The sequence below is a fragment of the Ruminococcus sp. OM06-36AC genome, assembly GCF_003438725.1.
GTDB lineage: Bacteria > Bacillota > Clostridia > Oscillospirales > Ruminococcaceae > Ruminococcus_C > Ruminococcus_C callidus.
Map to the genome: position 1 here is coordinate 196,303 of NZ_QSTT01000001.1, position 19,882 is coordinate 216,184.

Here is a 19,882-nt window from a genome sequence, read left to right on the forward strand (position 1 = left end):
ACCCGTACATCACGATTTTTTCTTGGCACACGCGGCACAGAGCCCGTACAGCACGGTTTTTGTATGGTCGATGACAAAGCCGTGGTGCTCCAGCAAGTGTTCCCCCAGCTGGTTCAGGTAATCACAGCTGACGTGAAACAACTGCCCGCACTGGGTACACTTCAAGTGAAAATGTTCCGTGCAGGCGTGGGGTTCTCCGGAGAGGAACTGATAGCAGGCACTGCTTTTTCCGTCCAGCACATATTTTCGCACAATGCCCTCTTCCACCAGCTGCTCCAGTGTCCGGTAGACCGTCGCCGTTCCCACCGGTGTTTCGTTGTCCTGCAAATGCCGCACCAGTTCCGCCACTGTGATATGCCGTCCCGCACTGTTTTGCAGAAATGCCAGAATATATTCCCGCTGTTTCGTTTTATATGCCATAATGTTGTTCGCGTCCTTCCTAAGGCAATACCGCACAAAGAGCGTCTGGCGACTTTGCACGGTATTGCCCTAACAACTTACCAGTGAATCCAAATTGCCGCAGCAGATACCGTTTCCGGCATCTTGACTGCGGCAATTTCGTTGTATACAGGCAAAATCGTACAAGGGAAACACTGCATAAAGCCCGCCTGACGGCTTTATGCGGAGCTTCCTTATTCCTCGATCGTAACCTTTTTCATAACCTGCGGTTCCAGCGGCTTATCGTTGTAGTCGGTCTTGACGGAAGCAATTTCGTCTACCACGTCCATGCCCTCTACGACCTTGCCGAATGCTGCATACTGTCCGTCCAGATGCGGAGCGTCTTCATGCATGATGAAGAACTGGGAGCCGGCAGAGTTGGGGTTCATGGCACGAGCCATGGAGAGTACGCCGCGGGTGTGCTTCAGGTCGTTCTTGACACCGTTTGCAGCGAATTCGCCCTTGATGTTCCAGCCGGGGCCGCCCATGCCGGTACCGTCCGGACAGCCGCCCTGAATCATAAATCCCGGAATCACGCGGTGAAAAATCAGTCCGTCATAAAAGCCCTGCTTTACCAGCTTTTCAAAGTTTTCACAGGAAATCGGTGCAATTTCCGGATACAGTTCGATCTTAATCTTCTTGCCGTTTGCCATTTCAATGACTACCATGGTTTTTTCCTCACAAAATCAGATATTTCCGGAGCACTGGTACATTGTAACTCTGTATGCTCTTTCCAGCGACAGCCCTGCCAAATCATTTCGGCTGCTGTGCATGGTGTGCCTCCAGATCATTTTTATTGTACCACAAACGCAGAAAAATTGCAAGGGCAACACCGCACAAAGCTTGTGCGTAAGGTGCGTTGTCAGATTTTTCGGCAGATTGCCTAGGGCAATATGACGGAAAATCCGCACGCAGATTGCGTGCAAAGCCGTCAGGCGGGCTTTGTGCGGTGTTGTACAAAAGAAAATCTACCGCAGAACGCCGGCAGTCAGCGGCAAAAACAGGCTGCTGTCCATGTGCATTTTTCCTACGGTATACAGCAGCATCGCCATAGCCGTCCAGATCGCGGCAGATTGTATCGTCATAAACAGAATTTTTTTCATGAGATCACTTCACATTCTTACAGGGATTTCAGGCAGCATCCTTCTGCGGTCTGCCCGAACTATGCCAAATCTGCGGCGGCACAAGTTCTTTTGTCTACATATTATTATACACAACAATTGTCAAAATTACAACACCTTTTTGTGTATTGTAATTAAACTGTAAAAAAATGCAGTCAGAAAGATGCAATTGCATTCTCCGTTATATTTCCGAAAAAAGCCGGCTCCGGACAAACTCGCCGGCAGAATCCTGCATGTTTTTTCGAGTCTGTTGCAAAAGCGTGGATTCCGCCGAAAAACTGCCAAGTTTCCCAAAATTCCAGAGTGTTTCTCGTGTAATATTCCATATTTACAAACGGAACAGTTTGTGGTATCATGAATATGATGAGCAATATCATACGATTTTCAAAGAGAAAGGGGCTTTTATCCATGCAAAATTATGTGATCACAATTACACGGCAGTTCGGCAGCAGAGGGCGGGACATCGGCATTGCTACGGCAAAAAAGCTGGGCATTCCCCTATACGACAGAAATGTACTGGAAAAAGAGGCAGAGGAAATCGACAGCACTCTGCACTCTCTGGTGGAGTTCAGCAAAAACGGCATGAGTTCCTCCGGCTACTATAAAATGGCGTACCCGCTGGGCATCGGCAGTTCTCTGAAAAAGGACCGCATGTTCGAGGTACAGAGCAAGTTAGTGCTACAGCACGCCGAAACGGAAAACTGCGTCATCATCGGCCGCTGTGCGGACTATCTGCTGCGGGAACGGGAAAACGTAATACGCTGCTACATCTTTGCCCCCTATCAGGCAAGAATCCGCAACAGTATTCTGACGCTGGGGCTTGCCACCGCAGAACCCCAGCGAATCATTGAAGAAGTGGACAAGGCACGGGCGGAATATTACCGTTCGCACACCGGCTGTGAAGTGAACAACACCCGTTACCGCGACCTGTTTCTCAACAGCAACCTGCTGGGCGTAGAGGGCACGGCAGACCTGATCGTTGATGCAGTCCGGAGAAAGTTCGGGCTGGAAGCACCGGCAGAAGAACAGATCTAAGAGTCTGTTTCGTATCTGACGCATGCAGATTGCGTCGTCAGATTTTTCGAGAGATGAAGGGAAAAACGGAGAAAATCCTTTGTGGATTTTCGAGTATTTTCCCGAAATATCTCGGAAAATATGCACGCAAGATGCGTGTAGGAAGATGCGAAACAGACTCTCATGCACCAGATTCCGGCATGCTGCATACCTTGGTATTGAGGTGATGCGTGATGCAGGAATTCCGCAGAAGTGTCTGGATCGGATTTCTATGGAGCATTGTCTTTGGGACAGTGCTCCATTTTTTGTACGGCTGGACAGGAGAAAATCGGGTCGTGGGACTGTATGCCGCGATCAGCGAAAGTCCGTGGGAACATCTGAAACTGTTGTTCTTTCCGGTGCTGGTCTACACCGTCTGGGAGTACATCTGGGTAGGACACCGCTGGAAGGGCTACGTCCTGACACGGGCAGAGGGAGCACTGCTGGGCATGCTGACTATTACTGCCCTCTTTTACACCTATACCGGCATCTGCGGCAGGCACTGGCTCTGGGCAGATATTCTCACATTTGTGCTGGGTGCGGCAGTGACGGCATTCTGGACATGGAAACACACGCCCCACGCCAAAGGCGGTTCATGGCTGGGGATCCTGCTGTTTGCAGGCGTTGCCGTCTGCTTCGGGATCTTCAGTCTGTTCCCGCCGATGGTGGGGATATTTGGGAACCACTGAAAGAGAGGTGTCACAGATGAACGGATTGGTTTGCCTGCTGGTGTTCGGGCTGCTGGCGATCACGGCACTAGCAGCACTGGGACTGTGCCGGCGGCTGTTTTCCCATGAGCTGCCCCGACATATGGCGACCCTTGCCCTGCTGGAAAATCCACAGCAGTGGGAAACACAATGTGCAGCACTGGCGGCACAGCTGACGTGGACGGACCGCGACATGGTGCGGACAGTCTGGCTGGTGGACGCGACACCGGACGGCTCGCTGGAACCGGCATGTACAGCGTTTTGCAGCCGGCACAAGGACTTTTGCTATTGCCGTCTGTCGGAGTTGACGAAAATTTTTGGAAGCGGCACAGATTGTGAAAAAAGTCATTGCAATTTGTCGAAAAAACAGGTATAATAAAAGAAGTGTACTCTCCCGCCCACAGGAGAGCCAAATTCCGGCAGCTGTAGAAGCAATGCAGAACGCCTGCTGCCGCTGTCAAAGGAGGGACCCGCAGTGACACCAAACGAAAGAAAAACGCTGCACCTGGAAGGCACTGTGGAAAACGTGCTGTACTGCAATCCGGATAACGGCTATACCGTACTGGAACTGGACGCGGACGGCACACTGGTCACTGTGGTGGGCGAAATGGGAGAAACCGAAGAAGGCGAACGGCTGTCGGTAGACGGCGAATACACCACGCACCCCCGTTTCGGCATGCAGTTTCGGGCACAGTACTGGGAACGCAAGCTGCCGGCAGATGCCTTCAATATCCAGCGATACCTTTCCTCCGGTGCGATCAAAGGCATCGGACCGTCGCTGGCGAAAAAAATCGTGGAAAACTTCGGGGACAGAACGCTGGAGATCATGGAAAAGGAGCCCACCCGTCTTCTGGAGATTCGGGGCATCTCCCCGAAAAAGTGCGAAGCAATCGCCGCAGAAGTCCGGCAGATCTTTTCCCTGCGGACACTGATGCTGTTTCTGTCGCAGTATGACATTCGTTCCAAATATGCCATGCGTGCCTATCAGCACTGGGGCACCGGTGCCATGGACATGCTTGCCGCCAACCCCTATCTGCTTTGCAGCTCCGGCGTGGAACTGGACTTCCAGAAAGCCGATGCCGTGGCTCAGGGCATGCAGTTTGCCCACAATGCTCCCCAGCGGATACAGGCGGGCATCTGCTATATTTTACAGTACAACACCAACGGCGGCAACGCCTGCCTGCCGCTGGATCGGCTCCGTCCTACGGCGTGCAAGTATTTGCAGGTCAACGAGGCGGAATTTGAAATTGCCTATGCGGCAGCACTGGAAGACCACACCCTCTACGTCTATGAAAAGAACGGACGGGATTTTGTCTATCTGGAGGACTACTACATTGCGGAACGCTATATCGCCGACCGCATCGGTGTGATACAGGACTTCAGTGCACCGGAAGATCAGGAGATCTTCGAAAAAATGATCGATACACAGCAGCAGGAACAGGGCATGCAGTATGCGGCGTTGCAGCGAAAAGCCATTGTCACTGCCCTTTCCCGCAGCATTATGATCCTCACCGGCGGCCCCGGCACCGGTAAAACTACCACGCTGAATGCCATTATCGAACTGTACGAAAAGCAGGGCTACCGCGTGATGATCGCCGCCCCCACCGGTCGGGCAGCCAGCCGCATTTCTGATCTCACCGGCTACGAGGCAAGCACCATTCACCGCATGCTGGCGGTGGAATACGACATGTCCGGCAACATGCGGTTCCAGCACAACGAACACAACCCGCTGGACTGCGATGTAATGATCGTGGACGAAATGTCCATGGTAGACGTGCTGCTGTTTGAGCACCTGCTCCGTGCCTTGCGGCTAAGCTGCAAGGTCGTTCTGGTGGGCGACTGCGACCAGCTGCCCTCTGTGGGAGCCGGCAATCTGCTGCGGGATCTGATCCACAGCGACAGAGTGCCGGTGGTGGCTCTGAAAGAAATTTTCCGGCAGGCACAGAAAAGCAGCATCATCACCAACGCCCACAAAATCATTCAGGGCGAACACCCCGACCTGTCCCGCAAGGACAGCGACTGTTTCTTCTTCCAGCGGTTACAGGAAAAGGACGCAACACAGCTGATGCTGGACTTGGTGAAAACCAGACTGCCCAACGCCTATGGCTACTCCCCCATGGAGGACATTCAGGTCATCACCCCGTCCCGCAAGGGCAGCATGGGTGTCATTGAACTGAACCAGCAGCTACAGGCGGTACTCAACCCCAAATCCGTGGACAAGCCGGAATGCCGTTCGATCCTGTACACCTTTCGGGAGGGCGACAAGGTGATGCAGATCAAGAACAACTACGACATCATCTGGCACAAGGACGGCGAAAGCGGCACCGGCATTTTCAACGGGGACATCGGGTATCTCCGTGCGATCAACCGGCAAGGTCAGGAAGTCATTGCAGAATTTGACGGCAGACGTGCCACCTATCCCTTTGAACAGCTGGATCAGCTGGAACTTGCCTATGCTGTCACCGTACATAAAAGTCAGGGCAGCGAATTTCAGGCGGTCGTCATGCCTCTGCTGGGCGGATTCCCGAAGCTGTACTACCGGAATCTGCTGTACACAGCCGTCACACGAGCCAGACGGCTGCTGATCCTGATCGGCTCTCAAAACGTCATTTATCAAATGGTGGACAACAACCGCCGTATGAATCGATATACCTGTCTGCGGGATATGCTGGAACAGCAGAAGCCCACGCAGACACTTCCGATTTCCCAGTCTGACGAACCGGACGGAGAAATCAAGGACACCCAGAAACAGGAGGAATCGCTATGAGCAAAACAGATATTGGTATCGACTTAGGAACGGCAAACACGGTCATCACCTTAGGAAAAAAGGGTGTCGTGCTTAGCGAGCCCTCTGCCATTGCCTATCACACCCACACCAAAGAAGTACTTGCAGTGGGCAAGCGTGCCTATCAGATGATCGGAAAAACACCGGATTATATTGAGGTCATTCGCCCGCTGTCCGGCGGCGTCATTTCGGACGACCGCATGACACAGTACATGATCCGCGAATTCATTTTACAGGTCACCGGCCACCGGCTCACCAAGCCCCGCATCATCATCTGTGTGCCGTCCTTTATCACAGATGTGGAAAAGCGTGCTGTCGTGGAAGCTGCCATGAGTGCCGGCTCCCGAAAGGCATACCTGATCGATGAGCCCATTGCCGCCCTGATCGGTGCCGGCGTGAACATCGGCAAGGCACGGGGCAACATGGTCGTGGACATCGGCGGCGGCACCACTGACGTGGCGATCGTTTCCATGAACGGCATTGTCACCTCTCACTCCGTCCGTGCGGCGGGAAACACGCTGGATCAGGCAATTATCCGCTACATGCAGACCAAGTACAAGCTGCTGATCGGCGAACGCACTGCGGAACGGCTGAAAATCGAAATGACGAACCTGTACGACCCCAGAGCCGATGTAACATCATGGGTCAAGGGACGGAATCTGGTCAGCGGTCTGCCGGAGATGCAGGAGATCAGCGAACTGGAAATTTTTGAAGCCGTGGAAGATGTGATCGCCGACATCATCGAAGCGATCAAGACGGTTCTGGAAGAAACGCCGCCGGAACTGGTGGGCGACATCTACGAAAACGGTGTGCTCATGGCTGGCGGCGGTGCGATGCTGGGCGGTCTGCGGAAGCTGGTAGAACGAACTTTGCAGGTCAAGTGCGTAGTCGCCAAAGATGCCATTCACTGCGTGGCAAAGGGCACTGCCATTGCATTCCGCAAAATGGACACCCTGCTGGACGGCTTTGAAAATATCGCCGTATATCAGTTTAAGTGATCTCACATTGAAAAGCCGGATCGGTTGGAAACAAATATTGCAAACGGGTACAGCATGCTGTGCCCGTTTTTCTTTTCGATACGCATTTGCAGAGTTAGCACTCATTATTAGCACTTGTTAGCACTCTTTTGCTAAGAGTGCTAATTTTCATCTAGTTTTCACAGAACCAACCTTGAACTTTCACACAGCGGGGGTAATATGATACTTGTAAACGGAAAGGAGCTCCGGAAGAAGCAAACAGCAAACCGGTCAGCACCGTTCCGCAAACCACAAAATCAGAACACCATGCATAGGAGGAATGCTTTATGATGACATATTTGACACCTTTTGAACGTACCGGTTATGACCTGTTCCGTTCCATGCGGGACTGGGAGAATGAATTCTTCGGCGAAAAGTCCACAGCGATGAGTTCCTGCAAGACCGACATTCGGGACACCGGTGACAGCTACGTGCTGGAAGCAGAACTGCCGGGATTCCAGAAGGACGAGATCAAGATCAGCGTAGAGAGCGACACTCTGACACTTTCCGCCGTCCACAAGGAAAAGACCGAGGAGGAAAAGGCAAAAGACGGCACTTATCTCCGTCGGGAACGCAGCACCAGCTCCTATGAGCAGAAACTGGACATCAGCAATGTGGACACTTCCAAACTCCATGCAGTTTATGAAAACGGCGTGCTGACACTGACGATGCCGAAAAAGCAGCCGGCTGCTCCGGTTTCCCGTCAGCTGGAAATCCACTAAGGCAATACCGCACAAAGAGAGCACGACAAATAGACAGAGAGAAAAAGTGCTGTTTTCACAGCATACAGAACAAAGAAAGAACAGCAGCATGGACTGCTGGAGATAATTCCAAGGAGGAATGACTTATGATGACCATTTTTCAACCGTTTGCAAACACACTGTGGAATTCTCTGAAAGACACAGAGATCACAAAAGTGCCGAAAACCGACCTGCGGGATACCGGTGACAGCTATGTGCTGGAAGCCGACATGCCGGGGTTCCGGAAAGAGGAAATCAAGCTGTCCTTGGAGGGCGATGTTCTGACAATTGCGGCAGAGCATACCGCAGAGAAACAGAACGAAGAAGCCCCCGAGAAGGACGGCGAATCCGGAGAAACAAAAACGGCAGAACAGCCCGAAAGCAAGGGCACCTATTTACAGCGGGAACGCAGCTTCTGCAAGTATTTGCAGCGGCTGGACATCAGCAATGTCGATGTGGAACACATTGATGCCGCCTATGAAAACGGCGTGCTGACCCTGACACTGCCGAAAAAGCAGCCGGCAAAGCCGGAAGTAAAACAGATCGAGATCCAGTAAACCTGCTGGGATCTGTCCATTCACAGGTTCTCCCCCTGCGGTAATTACGCCGCAGTTTCATAAATGTATCTCCTATTGAAAAAGGGGAAGCTTCTCACGGGAAGCTTCCCCTTTTTTGATGTCTGTCCAACAGAAATTACTTTTTCAGATACGCCCGCAGGAATGCGAACAGCGATTCCATTTGAGCATCGGTGCCGATCGTGATCCGCAGATAGTTCCGGATTCTGGGAGAATCAAACCAGCGGACGAAAATATGTGCCTCCCGCAGTGCCTCGAACAGTTCATGTGCATCGCAGTCCGGATGTGTCACAAACAGGAAGTTGCTCTTGGAGTCCGGAAACCGGAAGCCCATTTCCGCCAGCACCTGCTTGGTGTGTTCTCTGGTCTTTACGATCCTGGCGGTGGTCTCCTGCAAGTATGCGGCATTCTGCACAGCTGCGGTTCCGGCATCCAGTGCGGAACGGTTCATGGTGTAGGAGTTGAACGAATACTTCACATCATGCAGAGCCTTGATCAGTTCCACAGAGCCAATGGCAAAGCCGATTCGTTCGCCAGCCATAGCACGGGACTTGGAGAACGTCTGCACCACGATCAGATTTTCATACTTTTTCAGCAGCGGCAAAACGGTTTCCCCGCCGAAGTCCACGTAGGCTTCGTCAACGACCACCAGCGACTCCGGATTGTGCTGCAAGATTTCCTCAATTGCCGCAGAGGGCAGAGCGATGCCGGTGGGGGCGTTGGGATTCGGGAACACAATGCCGCCGTTGGGCTTGTAGTAGTCCTCCGGCACGATCTCCAGCTTCTCGTTCAGGGGCTGCACCTCGTAGGGAATCCGGAACAGGTCGCACCACACCGGATAAAACGCGTATGTAATATCCGGAAACAGAATCGGCAGATCGCTGTTGAAAAAGGTCTGGAAGATCATTGCCAGCACGTCGTCCGAGCCCACGCCGGTGAATACCTGTGCTTCCTCTACGCCGTATGCCTCGGCAATGGCAGCATTCAACTGGTGTGCGGTGGGGTCCGGATAGAGCCGCATCTGTTCAGCGTTACTCTTTGCCAGAACCTCCTGCACTTCCGGAGCCGGCGGGTAGGGGTTCTCGTTGGTATTCAGTTTGATCATATCGGGAAAATCCGGCTGATCTCCCGGCACATACGGCACCACTTTCCGGATATTCTGCTGAAATCGCTTCATTTACATCACGTTCCTGACTTTTTGAATTTCCGTTCCGGAAACGAACGGTTTGGGAATACTTTTAGTATAGCACATTTCCGGCGGGTTGTCCAGCGGAAATGCAGCGGTTTTCCAAAAAGGAAAAACGCCCACAAAAAACCGGCCATTTCCATTATCCCAACGCCACGTCCAACGTCATCATCAGGGCAAATCCCACGGCGAAAAAAATCGTTCCCACATTGGAATGAGGTGCCTCCGACATTTCCGGAATCAGTTCCTCCACTACCACATAGATCATGGCACCGGCGGCGAAGCTCAACAGATACGGCAGAATCGGCAGCACCAGCCCTGCCGCCAGAATCGTCAGGATCGCCCCAATGGGTTCCACCACGCCGGAAAGGGTACCGTACAAAAATGCCTTGCCCTTTCCCATGCCCTCTGCCCGCAGCGGCATGGAAATAATGGCACCCTCCGGAAAATTCTGAATGGCGATGCCGATAGACAGTGCCATTGCCGCGGCTGCGGTGATCGACACATTGCCCGATGCCCAGCCGGCATAGACAACGCCTACCGCCATACCCTCCGGAATGTTGTGCAGCGTCACCGCCAGCACCAGCATGGTCGTCTTTTTCAGTTTGCTTTTCGGTCCCTCGGCTTCACTGCTGTTCATGTGCAGGTGCGGGATCAGGTGATCCAGCCCCAGCAGAAAAAGGATTCCCACCAGGAAACCGATCACCGCCGGCAAAAATGCCAGCTTTCCCATATCGGCACTCTGCTCCATTGCCGGAATCAACAGGCTCCACACCGAAGCCGCGGTCATGATGCCGGCAGCAAATCCCGTCAGGGCACGCTGGATTCCCGTGGACAGGGTGCGTTTCATAAAGAACACACACGCCGCCCCCAGTGCGGTTCCCAAAAATGGGATCAGAATGCCCCGAAAAATGTCTGCATACATAAATACCTCCAGTCTGTCCGGCGAAGGGAGTTTTACAGCTGTTCCTTCACCAGTGCGATCAGTTCTGCCACATCTTCCGGCGGGTGCACGGCATAGAGAATGCCGTAGGGAATGGTATATTCCCACTCCACCGGAATCGTCACCAGCAGCGGGTGCACATCACGCCAGCACTCGATCGTGAGAAGCACGTCATCGGTCTGGGCACAATGGTTAAAGACACCCATATCATAATATTGCGGTGTATCCACAATGTGAATCTGCGGGTGACAGACTTCCAAGTCGTGGTGGATCTGATCGTTGATCGCAGAATCCCCGCGGGGCACCATCATCAGATTCTGCCCGTACAGGTCGGAGATTTGCAACTTTTCCTTTTTCGCCAGCGGGTGTCCGGCACGGACAGCAACGCATTTCCGGTATGTACCCAGCTGCAAAAAATGACAGTGCAGCAGCCACTTTGCAGAATCGCAGACTCCCACCAGAAAGTCAAACTTTTCCCCCAGTGCGGAGATCTCCTGCAAGATCGTGGTGTGTTCGTCCTCAAAAGGCACAATATTCAGCCGGTATTCCGGAAAGTGATCGGATACTTTTCCCCACAAATCCACAAAGGGTTTACAAGGGTTCAAGATCGAAGTGCCCACGCAGAATGTCTTTTCATAGTCAGACATTCGCTGCTGTGCCCGGCGAATCGCACGGGCAGAATAGTCTATCAGATACTTGGCATCTGCATAGACTGACTCCCCCGCCGGTGTCAGGCGAATTCCCTGATTGGTACGGGAAATCAGCTGCATCTGCAAGTGTGCCTCCAGAGCATTGACTTGTTTCATCACTGCGGTGGGCGACAGATACAGTTTTTCTGCCGCCTTGGTAAAACTGCCGCAGTCTGCCGCACAAACAAACGCTGTCAGCTGTGGATTATACATGTGCACCACCTCATATAAACTTTTGGTTAATACGATTATAACACATCGGGGATTCCCTGTCAAGAGAATTTGCGGTATACTATACCTAAGGAAATACTGCATAAAGCTTGTGCGTAAGATACGTAGTCAGATTTTTCGGCAGATTGCATAGAAATTCCGCAGGCATACTGCCGTATGGCAAGAGATTTCCGGGCAATATGACGGAAAATCTGCAAGCAGATTGTGTGCAAAGCCGTCAGGCGGGCTTTGTGCGGTGCTGCTCTAAATAACGGATTGGCTGGCGGTACAACGGTTTCCTACTTCTACGGATCGCTGCAGCCCAAAATCAGGAGGTATGACAAATGGAATTTATTACATTGAATAACGGCGTAAAAATGCCGCTGGAAGGATTCGGCGTATTTCAGGTACCCGATGCCGCAATTTGTGAACAGGCAGTGACAGAAGCCATTGCCGCAGGCTATCGGCTGATCGACACTGCCGCTGCCTATTATAATGAAGAAGCTGTGGGAGCAGCGATCGCCAAAAGCAATGTTCCCCGCGAAAAATTGTTCATCACCACCAAACTCTGGGTACAGGACGCAAGCTATGAAGCTGCCCAAAAAGCCATTGACACTTCCTTACAAAAGCTGGGGCTGAACTATCTGGACTTATATCTGATCCACCAGCCAATGGGTGATTATGTAGGTGCTTATCGTGCCATGGAAGAAGCATACCACGCCGGAAAGATGCGGGCGATCGGTGTCAGCAACTTCTATCCGGCACGACTGGCAGACCTGTGTGAAACGGTTTCCGTGATTCCGGCAGTAAATCAGGTGGAACTGCACCCGTTCTTCCAGCAGGCAGATGCTTTAAAGCTGATGCAGAAATACGGTGTGACACCGGAGGCATGGGGTCCTTTTTCCGAGGGCAATCACGACATCTTCACGCATCCGGTACTCACTGCGATCGGAGCCAAATACGGCAAAAGTGCCGCACAGGTGGCACTGCGTTGGAATGTCCAGCGTGGCGTTGTTGTCATTCCGAAGTCGGTCAAGGCGGAACGTATGGCACAGAACTTCGACATCTGGAATTTCACCTTGTCGGCAGAGGATATGGCAGAGATTGCAAAGCTGGACATTGGACACAGCGAAATCGTAGACCATAACAATCCGGACTTTGTAAAAATGTTGCACCAGCTGAAGGTGCATGACTAAGGAGAAATCTTCCATGAAATACACTAAAAAAACCGCATTTGAAGCAGCTGATGCATTCGGCATCGGTGCTCCCAACGACACATACGCCCAGTATTTTATCGGGCAGTCGTTTCTGAAACCCCTGACCGAACCGGAGAAGGCACCGGTTTTTCTGGCAAACGTAACCTTTGAACCGAGATGCCGGAACAACTGGCACATTCACCATGCCACCAAGGGCGGCGGACAGATCCTGATCTGCACTGCCGGAGAGGGCTGGTATCAGGAGGAGGGCAAGCCTGCCGTCAGCCTGAAAGCCGGCACAGTAATCACCATTCCGGCAGAGGTCAAACACTGGCACGGTGCCAAAAAGGACAGCTGGTTCAGCCACATTGCAGTGGAATGCCCCGGCGAAAACTGCAGCAACGAATGGTGCGAGCCGGTAAGCGATGCAGAATACGAAAAATTGGAAAACGCTGAATAAAGGAAACACTGCATAAAGCTTGTGCGTAAGATGCGTCGTCAGATTTTTCGGCAGATTACATAGAAATTCCGCAGGCATACTTTCGTATGGCAAGGGATTTCTGGGCAATATGACGGAAAATTTGCAAGCAAATTGCGTGCAAAGCCGTCAGGCGGGCTTTATGCAGTGTTTCCTAAAGAAAGGAATACCAGATATGGCTATCAAACAAACCGCAGGCAGAGATGCCTTGGGCGAATTCGCCCCGAAATTTGCAGAACTGAACGACGATGTACTCTTTGGCGAGGTCTGGTCGCGGGAAGAAGAACTCTCCCTGCGGGACAGAAGTCTGGTCACTGTTGTTTCCCTAATCGCCATGGGACTGACAGACAACTCTTTCCGGTATCATCTGGAATCCGCCAAGAAGAACGGCATTGCCGCATCTGAAATGGCAGAGATCATCACCCATGCGGCATTCTACGTTGGCTGGCCGAAAGCGTGGGCAGCGTTCCGCATGGCAAAGGAGGTCTACGGCGAATGAAACTGCTGATTTTGTTTTACTCCTACGGCGGCAACACCCGCCAGATCGCCAAGCTGGTACAGCAGGAAACCGGCGGTGACCTCTGCGAAATCGAAATTGCAACACCCTACACCGGTAGCTACAACGACGTGGTCGATCAAGGACAGCGGGAAGTCAACAGCGGTTTTACGCCGAAGCTGAAACCCGTTTCCGCAGACCTGAAAAATTACGATACTGTGATACTGGGCACGCCGGTCTGGTGGTACACCTACGCACCAGCAATGCGGACACTGCTCCAGGGCAGTGACTTTTCCGGCAAAGTGATCTATCCATTTGCCACGAACGGCGGCTGGCTGGGGCACACATTTGCCGACATTGCCGAAGCCTGCCCCGCAGCCACGGTAAAGGCAGGGCTGAATATTCGATTCAACGAAGACCGTCTGGTCACACCGGAGGCCGAGATCCTGCGGTGGGTAAAGGGCATTTCGGAGAAGTAAAGGAAACACTGAATAAAGATTGCGTACAAAGCCGTCAGGCAGGCTTTATGCAGTGTTTCCGAAAGGCAGTGCTATACAAACAAAACCCGACTTCTGCAGCCATATGCAGAGGTCGGGTTTTTAATTGCGGATATGCTATAAAAGAATCACTTTGCCAGAATTTCTTCCCACGATTTCTGCATACCGGCTCCGTGAAGTGCCACGTAATAGAGCATGTAGTAGATGTCCGTGGAATCTACCGTGCCATTGCCGTCCACATCTGCGGCAGCGATCTGCTTGGTACTCAATTCACCGTCATTGCCTACAGCAATGTTTGCCACATAGTACAAAACATAGTAGATGTCGGTGGAATCAACATCACCATTCTTGTCAATGTCGCCGGCAACTACATCGGCAGGCTTTGTCACAGTGCCGTCAGCAAAATGAATCGCAGCAGTTACTAAGAAGTAATTGTCAACATTATCAGTGGAATTGCCGCCGGTAATTGCAATTGCATTCCACTGTTCCGGTGTTCCCGCATAGTAAACGTCTGACAAGTTCATACAATTGCAAAAAACAATGTTTCCCACAAAGGTTACACTTTTCGGAATAGAGATGCTGGTCAAATTATAACAACCATAAAAAGTTGCTTCGTCAATACTGGTTACACCCTCCGGAATCGCAATTTCTTTCAAAGCCATACAGCCATTAAACGCAAATGAGCCAATACTGTTCACACTATCCGGAATAGAAATTTCTGTCATTTGACAATTTGCAAAAGCACCTTCCGTGATGCTGGTTACCCCATCTGGAATCGTCACCTTGCCGGAACACTGGCTATAATCCACATCAACTAAAATATGGTTGACGATCACAAACGGATTTTCATCATATCGATACGTTACCCATGCAGTATTCGTAAAGACTGACTCTCCAAAAAACGTAACCGAATCCGGAATTGTGATATTTTTCAAATTTCCACAGTCAGAAAAAGCATAACTGCCAATACTGGTGACACTATCCGGAATCACAACGCTCGTCATATGATTTTCCCAAAAAGCAAAACCACAAATACTTGTTACATCATTCGGTATGACAATTTCTTCCTCAGTACAAGTCGTTCCGTCCAGCAAAATACCGTTTACAATTACCAGAGGATTTTCTTCCTGTCTTGCAGCCAGCCAAGGCGTATCCAGAAAAGCATTTCCGCCAATGCTGGTCACACTGCTTGGAATTGTAATCTCTGCCAAACTCGTACAACCATCAAAAGCACTATATCCGATATTTTCTACGCTATTCGGAATGATAACACTCGTCAGATTCTCGCAACCTGCGAAACTTCTATCACCAATGTTCGTCACACTACTCGGAATTGTAATGTTTTCCAGTTTTTCGCAATTACCAAAAGCATTATCTCCGATATTTGCTACACCATTCGGAATGATGACACTCGTCAGATTCGCACAATAGCTAAAACTGTAATATCCCATACTCGTCACCGTTTTCCCGTCAATCTCTGCCGGAATTTCCAAGTCCCCTGCCGCATCATTTTCACAATCTGTAATTTCTACAGTATCATCGGCATTGACAGTATAGGTCAGCTGCGTTGTTCTTGTTCCCACCGGAACTGTCACTGTGTACGCAGTATCATTTTCCGCTGCACACACCGGCAGCACCGCACTGACACTTCCCAGCACCCCCTGCAAGCCGGATACGCCTGCACAGCCCAGACAGAGCATGCCGGCTGTAACCGCTGCGAGCACTTTTTTCCATAACTTCATTTTCATTCCTCCGTTTCTATTCTATTGCAAAACATCTGCATTTTTATTATAGCACATATGCTTAAAAAAGTCAATATACTTTTCAAAAATTTCCATTTTTGCTTTTACCTTGACGAACCGCTGTGAATATGCTACAATACAGATAAAAACAACCACCACAACAGAGAAAGGACGCATCATGGATCCACAGACACAACCACAAAACAATAACACTCCGCAGCAACCAAATCAACCGCCGCAAAATGGCTACCCCTGCCAACAGCCTTATGGACAGCCGCAAAACGGCTACCCCTATCAGCAGCAGCCTTACGGACAGCCACAGAACGGCTACTCCTACCAGCAGCAGCCTTACGGACAGCCACAAAACGGCTACCCCTACCAGCAGCAGCCTTACGGACAGCCACAAAACGGCTACCCCTACCAGCAGCAGCCTTACGGACAGCCACAAAACGGCTACCCCTACCAGCAGCAGCCTTACGGACAGCCACAAAACGGCTACCCCTACCAGCAGCAGCCTTACAGACAGCCACAAAACGGCTACTCCTATCAGCAGCAGCCCTATTTCCCGCCGGCACAGCCGCCCAAGCAGGGGGCAGGACGTGTGGCAAACTTTTTCTTTTCCCTGCTGCCAATGCTGAGTTTTTTCGCCATACAGATCTTTGCTTCTTTTGTGATGATCTTCCTCATGATTTTCGTTGCCCTCTGCCGTACTGACGGCAACATGCAGGCAGTCCTGCCGTATTATGAAAGCATCGTCTATAGCAGCGTTCCGACCGCCACGGCACTGTCGCACCTGCTGGCAGCCATCGTCTTTGCGTTCTGGTATCGGTTCAGCTTCCGGAAACCACGCCCCGCCATACGAGAAACAACACAGAAGCTGAAACCGGAGCCGATTCTCATGGCACTGGGACTGGGCATTCTCATGTCTGTTTTCAGCAGCGGCACCTCCGGCATCGAAAGCCTGCTGTTCCCGCAAATGGTCGAGGACACCTACAAAATGATGGAGCGTTCCGGCATCGGCACCAATGGTCTGGTCATCTTTGCCACTGTCTGCCTTGCTCCCATTGGAGAGGAACTGGTTTTCCGCGGACTGACCATGAAATATGCAGAAAAAGCATTCGGGCGGTTCTGGGCAGCCAATCTGCTGCAGGCGTTTCTGTTCGGCGTGATACACATGAACTGGGTACAGGGCGTGTATGCATTCTTCGGCGGACTGGTGCTGGGCTGGGTCGCTCACCGCTATCGCTCAGTGGTATTCTCCATGCTGATGCACTTTGCTGTCAACAGCTTTTCCACGTTCGGCGGGGACTATCTCCTCGGCTGGATCCCGCTGAACTTCATCACTGCTACCCTGCTGGTGGTAATTCCTGCGGCAATTGCAATCGGTCTGATCGCATGGCGAAATGATGCCGCGGAGAAAACCGCCCCGTCCGGCGGAACACTGCCGCCGCAGGGACAGTGCTAACAAACCACAATATTTCCGAAACCGGTTTCTGTAGATACAGGAGCAGTTTTTTTGTATGGACAGCACCGCGGAATCCATTGACTTGCCTTTTGCTTCATGCTATAATGAGAACACTGCAAAACGTCAATATGCAGTGTCCTCAAACGCAAAAAGAAATGGAGAATACACATGAAATTATGGAAAAAAGTTCTGGCAGCAACGGCTGCCAGTGTATGTTGTCTGGGCTTTGCCCAAGTATCCGGATTCCAAAACCTGCTGCAAACTGCTGAACCGGTGTTGTCGGCAAGTGCAGCTTCCGGTACTTATGAAGATTTGACCTATTCTGTCAACAGCAGCGGAGAAGTCACCATCACCGACTGCGACAAAACGGTAACTGCTGTGGAAATTCCGGCGGAGATCGACGGCTGCCCTGTAACCAGTATCGAAAATGCAGCCTTTCGGCGGTGTTCTAATCTGACTGATATTACCATTCCGGAAAGCATCACCTATATTGGCAAAGAGGCGTTTTCCTATACCCCGTGGCTGAAAGCACGACAGGCGGAAAATCCACTGGTAATTGTCAATCATATTGTTATCGACGGACAGACCTGCACCGGAGATGTTGTCATACCTGACGGGGTGACCAGTATTGCCAACTATGCCTTTTCTTCCGACTTGGGACTCGCAACCGCCTGCTCTACACAAATGACCAGCGTCACCATACCCGACAGCGTGACACGCATTGGTTCCTCTGCCTTTTCCGGCTGCAAGGGGCTGCTCCGTGTCGTACTGCCGAAAAGTATTACCACCATTGAAGTGGCATCTTTCTATCAGTGCTCCAGCCTGACCACGCTCACCATTCCCCAAGGCGTGACCACGATCAAAAGCAACGCCTTTGCCGCATGCACCGGACTGACCGGTCTGTGTCTGCCGGACAGCCTGACAAAAATAGAAAACTGGGCGTTTGCTTCCTGCTCCAATCTAACCCGCATCACCGTCCCCGCAAGTGTGACCAGCATGGGAGAATCTATATTCCGAGAATGCAGCGGGCTGACCATTCGGGGATATGCCGACTCCACTGCCCAGAGATACGCCGAAAAATACAGCATCGCCTTTGCTGACCTGAACAATCCTGACACCCTGCTGGGTGATGTGGACAACAGCGGCAGCATTGATTCCACGGACATCTACTATGCCCTGTTCCACGTGGCAAATATTGCGGTAGGCAATGACAGCGGGCTGGAAATACAGCAGATCGCTGCCGCAGACATAGACTGCAACGGGGCAGTGGATTCTACCGACATCTACTACCTGCTGTACTACGTGGCACTCCACGGGGCAGGACTTGACAAGTCGTGGAGCGAGGTACTGGCGAAGTAATCCACACAGAGAAAATCCTTCTGCAACAAAAAATTCATTGACAAAACCAGTAAAATCGCATATAATAATAAGGAAATACTGTTGCACAGTATGATTTGTGCATACAGGCAGATGATAAGAACAACGCAGCAGTGAGAGTATCTCCGGCAGCGGTGTGCAGAGAGCATTGGGTCGGTGAAACAATGTCCCGCACCGGAGGGAAGTGCAACTGCGACGGGAATCCGAATTTTTCGTATTCCCCGTTGGCATGGGGAACGGCAGTTTCTGTGTAAGATCGCCCGAAGTATCCGTGTCCGGCCTGCCCCGTTATCGGCATGGGAACTGATTTTTTTGCGTAATTGCGTAATAGGAAACCAGTTCCAAGGGATTTTCTCTATAGAAAAATCCCGTTGAGTGAGAAATCAGAGTGGAACCGTGGAATATTTTTTCCGCCTCTGGAAGTGTATGAAAAACGCACTTGCAGAGGCGTTTTTTTACCCCTGCAAGTACCGACAATTTTAGGAGGTGACATGGGAAGATGTTTCGACAGCTTCGGGAAGATATTGCCATTGTCAAAGAGAAGGACCCTGCCGCACGCAGCAGTCTGGAGATTCTGCTGACCTATTCCGGTCTGAAAGCAGTCCGCAGCTACCGGCGTGCCCACTGGTTCTATCAGCATAAATGGTTCACCATTGCCCGCATCATATCCCAGCGGGCACGGCACAAGACCGGCATCGAAATTCACCCCGGTGCACAGATCGGAAAAGGGCTGTTCATCGACCACGGCATGGGTGTCGTGATCGGGGAAACCACCGTGATCGGTGACAACTGTCTGCTGTATCAGGGTGTCACGCTGGGCGGCACCGGCAAAGATAAGGGCAAGCGGCACCCCACACTGGGCGACAACGTCATGGTGGGTGCAGGTGCCAAGGTGCTGGGGCCGATCAACATCGGCAATAATGTCAAGGTGGCTGCCAACGCCGTTGTCCTGAAAGACATTCCTGACAACTGTACCGCCGTAGGCGTTCCGGCGAGAATCGCCCGCATGGCAGGACAAAAGGTTCAGCAGCAGGATCTGGATCAGATCCACATTCCGGATCTGACCATGGAGGACATCACCATGCTGAAATCCGCAGTGACCTGTCTGCGGACGGAGATGTCTAAATTGGAAAAACAGGAACAGACGGAGAAAACGGAGGAATGATCC

Annotated in this window: 21 protein-coding genes; 14 read left to right on the forward strand and 7 right to left on the reverse strand. The window is 51.6% G+C overall.

Translation table 11 applies throughout. The features are described from left to right. Positions 1–9: 9 nt before the first annotated feature. From DXB92_RS00905 to DXB92_RS14260, 3 genes are all read right to left on the reverse strand, one after another. Positions 10–420 carry a Fur family transcriptional regulator gene (locus DXB92_RS00905; protein ID WP_040647072.1) on the reverse strand — a complete coding sequence of 137 codons (411 nt, stop codon included), beginning with the start codon at positions 418–420 and terminating at the stop codon, positions 10–12. A 212-nt stretch (positions 421–632) separates the two neighbouring features. Beyond that, positions 633–1,106, reverse strand: coding sequence for a peptidylprolyl isomerase (locus DXB92_RS00910; protein ID WP_021681475.1), 474 nt, complete (start codon positions 1,104–1,106; stop codon positions 633–635). Between the two features lie 300 nt (positions 1,107–1,406). Further along, positions 1,407–1,541, reverse strand: a complete 135-nt coding sequence (locus DXB92_RS14260) for a hypothetical protein (protein ID WP_021681477.1) — start codon at positions 1,539–1,541, stop codon at positions 1,407–1,409. A gap of 426 nt (positions 1,542–1,967) precedes the next feature. Here DXB92_RS14260 and DXB92_RS00920 point away from each other — a divergent pair, with 426 nt between their 5' ends. The 7 genes from DXB92_RS00920 (at position 1,968) to DXB92_RS00950 (ending at position 8,417) form a co-directional block, all read left to right on the forward strand. Next, on the forward strand, positions 1,968–2,594 hold the full coding sequence (locus DXB92_RS00920) for a cytidylate kinase-like family protein (RefSeq protein ID WP_021681480.1): 627 nt from the start codon (positions 1,968–1,970) through the stop codon (positions 2,592–2,594). A 212-nt stretch (positions 2,595–2,806) separates the two neighbouring features. Continuing rightward, on the forward strand, positions 2,807–3,301 hold the full coding sequence (locus tag DXB92_RS00925) for a DUF6512 family protein (protein WP_117731828.1): 495 nt from the start codon (positions 2,807–2,809) through the stop codon (positions 3,299–3,301). 16 nt (positions 3,302–3,317) lie between these two features. After that, positions 3,318–3,695, forward strand: a complete 378-nt coding sequence (locus DXB92_RS00930) for a hypothetical protein (protein ID WP_021681483.1) — start codon at positions 3,318–3,320, stop codon at positions 3,693–3,695. 99 nt (positions 3,696–3,794) lie between these two features. After that, entirely contained in the window at positions 3,795–6,086 is a 2,292-nt protein-coding gene (locus tag DXB92_RS00935; RefSeq protein WP_117731830.1) for an ATP-dependent RecD-like DNA helicase, read from the forward strand. Then, positions 6,083–7,102 (forward strand): rod shape-determining protein, encoded by a 1,020-nt coding sequence (locus DXB92_RS00940; RefSeq protein ID WP_021681485.1) that lies wholly within the window; start codon positions 6,083–6,085, stop codon positions 7,100–7,102. The genes DXB92_RS00935 and DXB92_RS00940 overlap by 4 nt, the downstream gene beginning before the upstream one ends. 305 nt (positions 7,103–7,407) lie before the next feature. After that, a complete protein-coding gene (locus tag DXB92_RS00945) occupies positions 7,408–7,842 on the forward strand; it encodes an Hsp20/alpha crystallin family protein (RefSeq protein ID WP_021681486.1) in 435 nt (144 codons plus the stop codon). 125 nt (positions 7,843–7,967) lie between these two features. Next, a complete protein-coding gene (locus DXB92_RS00950; protein WP_117731832.1) occupies positions 7,968–8,417 on the forward strand; it encodes an Hsp20 family protein in 450 nt (149 codons plus the stop codon). 136 nt (positions 8,418–8,553) lie between these two features. On the opposite strand, the gene hisC is transcribed toward DXB92_RS00950, so the two are convergent. The 3 genes from hisC to DXB92_RS00965 all read right to left on the reverse strand — a co-directional run bounded on the left by hisC (position 8,554) and on the right by DXB92_RS00965 (position 11,466). After that, entirely contained in the window at positions 8,554–9,612 is a 1,059-nt protein-coding gene (gene hisC / locus DXB92_RS00955; protein WP_117731834.1) for a histidinol-phosphate transaminase, read from the reverse strand. A gap of 151 nt (positions 9,613–9,763) precedes the next feature. Beyond that, positions 9,764–10,546 (reverse strand): ZIP family metal transporter, encoded by a 783-nt coding sequence (locus DXB92_RS00960; protein ID WP_021681490.1) that lies wholly within the window; start codon positions 10,544–10,546, stop codon positions 9,764–9,766. A 32-nt stretch (positions 10,547–10,578) separates the two neighbouring features. Next, positions 10,579–11,466, reverse strand: a complete 888-nt coding sequence (locus DXB92_RS00965; RefSeq protein WP_117731836.1) for a LysR family transcriptional regulator — start codon at positions 11,464–11,466, stop codon at positions 10,579–10,581. Positions 11,467–11,807: 341 nt separating this feature from the next. Here DXB92_RS00965 and DXB92_RS00970 point away from each other — a divergent pair, with 341 nt between their 5' ends. The 4 genes from DXB92_RS00970 (at position 11,808) to DXB92_RS00985 (ending at position 14,112) form a co-directional block, all read left to right on the forward strand. Further along, a complete protein-coding gene (locus DXB92_RS00970; RefSeq protein ID WP_117731838.1) occupies positions 11,808–12,659 on the forward strand; it encodes an aldo/keto reductase in 852 nt (283 codons plus the stop codon). 13 nt (positions 12,660–12,672) lie between these two features. Then, on the forward strand, positions 12,673–13,119 hold the full coding sequence (locus tag DXB92_RS00975; RefSeq protein ID WP_040646629.1) for a cupin domain-containing protein: 447 nt from the start codon (positions 12,673–12,675) through the stop codon (positions 13,117–13,119). A 193-nt stretch (positions 13,120–13,312) separates the two neighbouring features. Further along, a complete protein-coding gene (locus DXB92_RS00980) occupies positions 13,313–13,636 on the forward strand; it encodes a carboxymuconolactone decarboxylase family protein (protein ID WP_040646627.1) in 324 nt (107 codons plus the stop codon). Then, positions 13,633–14,112, forward strand: a complete 480-nt coding sequence (locus DXB92_RS00985; protein WP_117731840.1) for a flavodoxin — start codon at positions 13,633–13,635, stop codon at positions 14,110–14,112. Before DXB92_RS00980 ends, DXB92_RS00985 begins: the two co-directional genes overlap by 4 nt. Positions 14,113–14,258: 146 nt before the next feature. Here the strand turns inward: DXB92_RS00985 and DXB92_RS00990 are convergent, their stop codons facing one another. After that, positions 14,259–15,872, reverse strand: coding sequence for a leucine-rich repeat protein (locus DXB92_RS00990; protein ID WP_181976836.1), 1,614 nt, complete (start codon positions 15,870–15,872; stop codon positions 14,259–14,261). A gap of 178 nt (positions 15,873–16,050) precedes the next feature. Between DXB92_RS00990 and DXB92_RS00995 the strand changes: the two genes are divergently transcribed. The 3 genes from DXB92_RS00995 to epsC all read left to right on the forward strand — a co-directional run bounded on the left by DXB92_RS00995 (position 16,051) and on the right by epsC (position 19,879). Continuing rightward, positions 16,051–17,337 carry a type II CAAX endopeptidase family protein gene (locus tag DXB92_RS00995; RefSeq protein ID WP_117731844.1) on the forward strand — a complete coding sequence of 429 codons (1,287 nt, stop codon included), beginning with the start codon at positions 16,051–16,053 and terminating at the stop codon, positions 17,335–17,337. A gap of 168 nt (positions 17,338–17,505) precedes the next feature. Beyond that, entirely contained in the window at positions 17,506–18,696 is a 1,191-nt protein-coding gene (locus DXB92_RS01000) for a leucine-rich repeat protein (RefSeq protein WP_117731846.1), read from the forward strand. 517 nt (positions 18,697–19,213) lie between these two features. After that, on the forward strand, positions 19,214–19,879 hold the full coding sequence (gene epsC, locus DXB92_RS01005; protein WP_021680864.1) for a serine O-acetyltransferase EpsC: 666 nt from the start codon (positions 19,214–19,216) through the stop codon (positions 19,877–19,879). Positions 19,880–19,882 lie beyond the last annotated feature (3 nt).

Excerpts from the sequence above, each read along its gene's own strand:
- DXB92_RS00925 (WP_117731828.1), top strand. The coding sequence starts at position 2,807 with ATGCAGGAATTCCGCAGAAGTGTCTGGATCGGATTTCTATGGAGCATT.
- DXB92_RS14260 (WP_021681477.1), bottom strand. The coding sequence starts at position 1,541 with ATGAAAAAAATTCTGTTTATGACGATACAATCTGCCGCGATCTGGACG.
- DXB92_RS00960 (WP_021681490.1), bottom strand. The coding sequence starts at position 10,546 with ATGTATGCAGACATTTTTCGGGGCATTCTGATCCCATTTTTGGGAACC.
- DXB92_RS00985 (WP_117731840.1), top strand. The coding sequence starts at position 13,633 with ATGAAACTGCTGATTTTGTTTTACTCCTACGGCGGCAACACCCGCCAG.
- DXB92_RS00945 (WP_021681486.1), top strand. The coding sequence starts at position 7,408 with ATGATGACATATTTGACACCTTTTGAACGTACCGGTTATGACCTGTTC.
- DXB92_RS00950 (WP_117731832.1), top strand. The coding sequence starts at position 7,968 with ATGATGACCATTTTTCAACCGTTTGCAAACACACTGTGGAATTCTCTG.
- DXB92_RS00910 (WP_021681475.1), bottom strand. The coding sequence starts at position 1,106 with ATGGTAGTCATTGAAATGGCAAACGGCAAGAAGATTAAGATCGAACTG.
- DXB92_RS01000 (WP_117731846.1), top strand. The coding sequence starts at position 17,506 with ATGAAATTATGGAAAAAAGTTCTGGCAGCAACGGCTGCCAGTGTATGT.
- DXB92_RS00920 (WP_021681480.1), top strand. The coding sequence starts at position 1,968 with ATGCAAAATTATGTGATCACAATTACACGGCAGTTCGGCAGCAGAGGG.
- DXB92_RS00965 (WP_117731836.1), bottom strand. The coding sequence starts at position 11,466 with ATGTATAATCCACAGCTGACAGCGTTTGTTTGTGCGGCAGACTGCGGC.
- DXB92_RS00990 (WP_181976836.1), bottom strand. The coding sequence starts at position 15,872 with ATGAAGTTATGGAAAAAAGTGCTCGCAGCGGTTACAGCCGGCATGCTC.
- DXB92_RS00940 (WP_021681485.1), top strand. The coding sequence starts at position 6,083 with ATGAGCAAAACAGATATTGGTATCGACTTAGGAACGGCAAACACGGTC.
- DXB92_RS00975 (WP_040646629.1), top strand. The coding sequence starts at position 12,673 with ATGAAATACACTAAAAAAACCGCATTTGAAGCAGCTGATGCATTCGGC.
- hisC (WP_117731834.1), bottom strand. The coding sequence starts at position 9,612 with ATGAAGCGATTTCAGCAGAATATCCGGAAAGTGGTGCCGTATGTGCCG.
- DXB92_RS00970 (WP_117731838.1), top strand. The coding sequence starts at position 11,808 with ATGGAATTTATTACATTGAATAACGGCGTAAAAATGCCGCTGGAAGGA.
- DXB92_RS00995 (WP_117731844.1), top strand. The coding sequence starts at position 16,051 with ATGGATCCACAGACACAACCACAAAACAATAACACTCCGCAGCAACCA.
- DXB92_RS00980 (WP_040646627.1), top strand. The coding sequence starts at position 13,313 with ATGGCTATCAAACAAACCGCAGGCAGAGATGCCTTGGGCGAATTCGCC.
- epsC (WP_021680864.1), top strand. The coding sequence starts at position 19,214 with ATGTTTCGACAGCTTCGGGAAGATATTGCCATTGTCAAAGAGAAGGAC.
- DXB92_RS00930 (WP_021681483.1), top strand. The coding sequence starts at position 3,318 with ATGAACGGATTGGTTTGCCTGCTGGTGTTCGGGCTGCTGGCGATCACG.
- DXB92_RS00905 (WP_040647072.1), bottom strand. The coding sequence starts at position 420 with ATGGCATATAAAACGAAACAGCGGGAATATATTCTGGCATTTCTGCAA.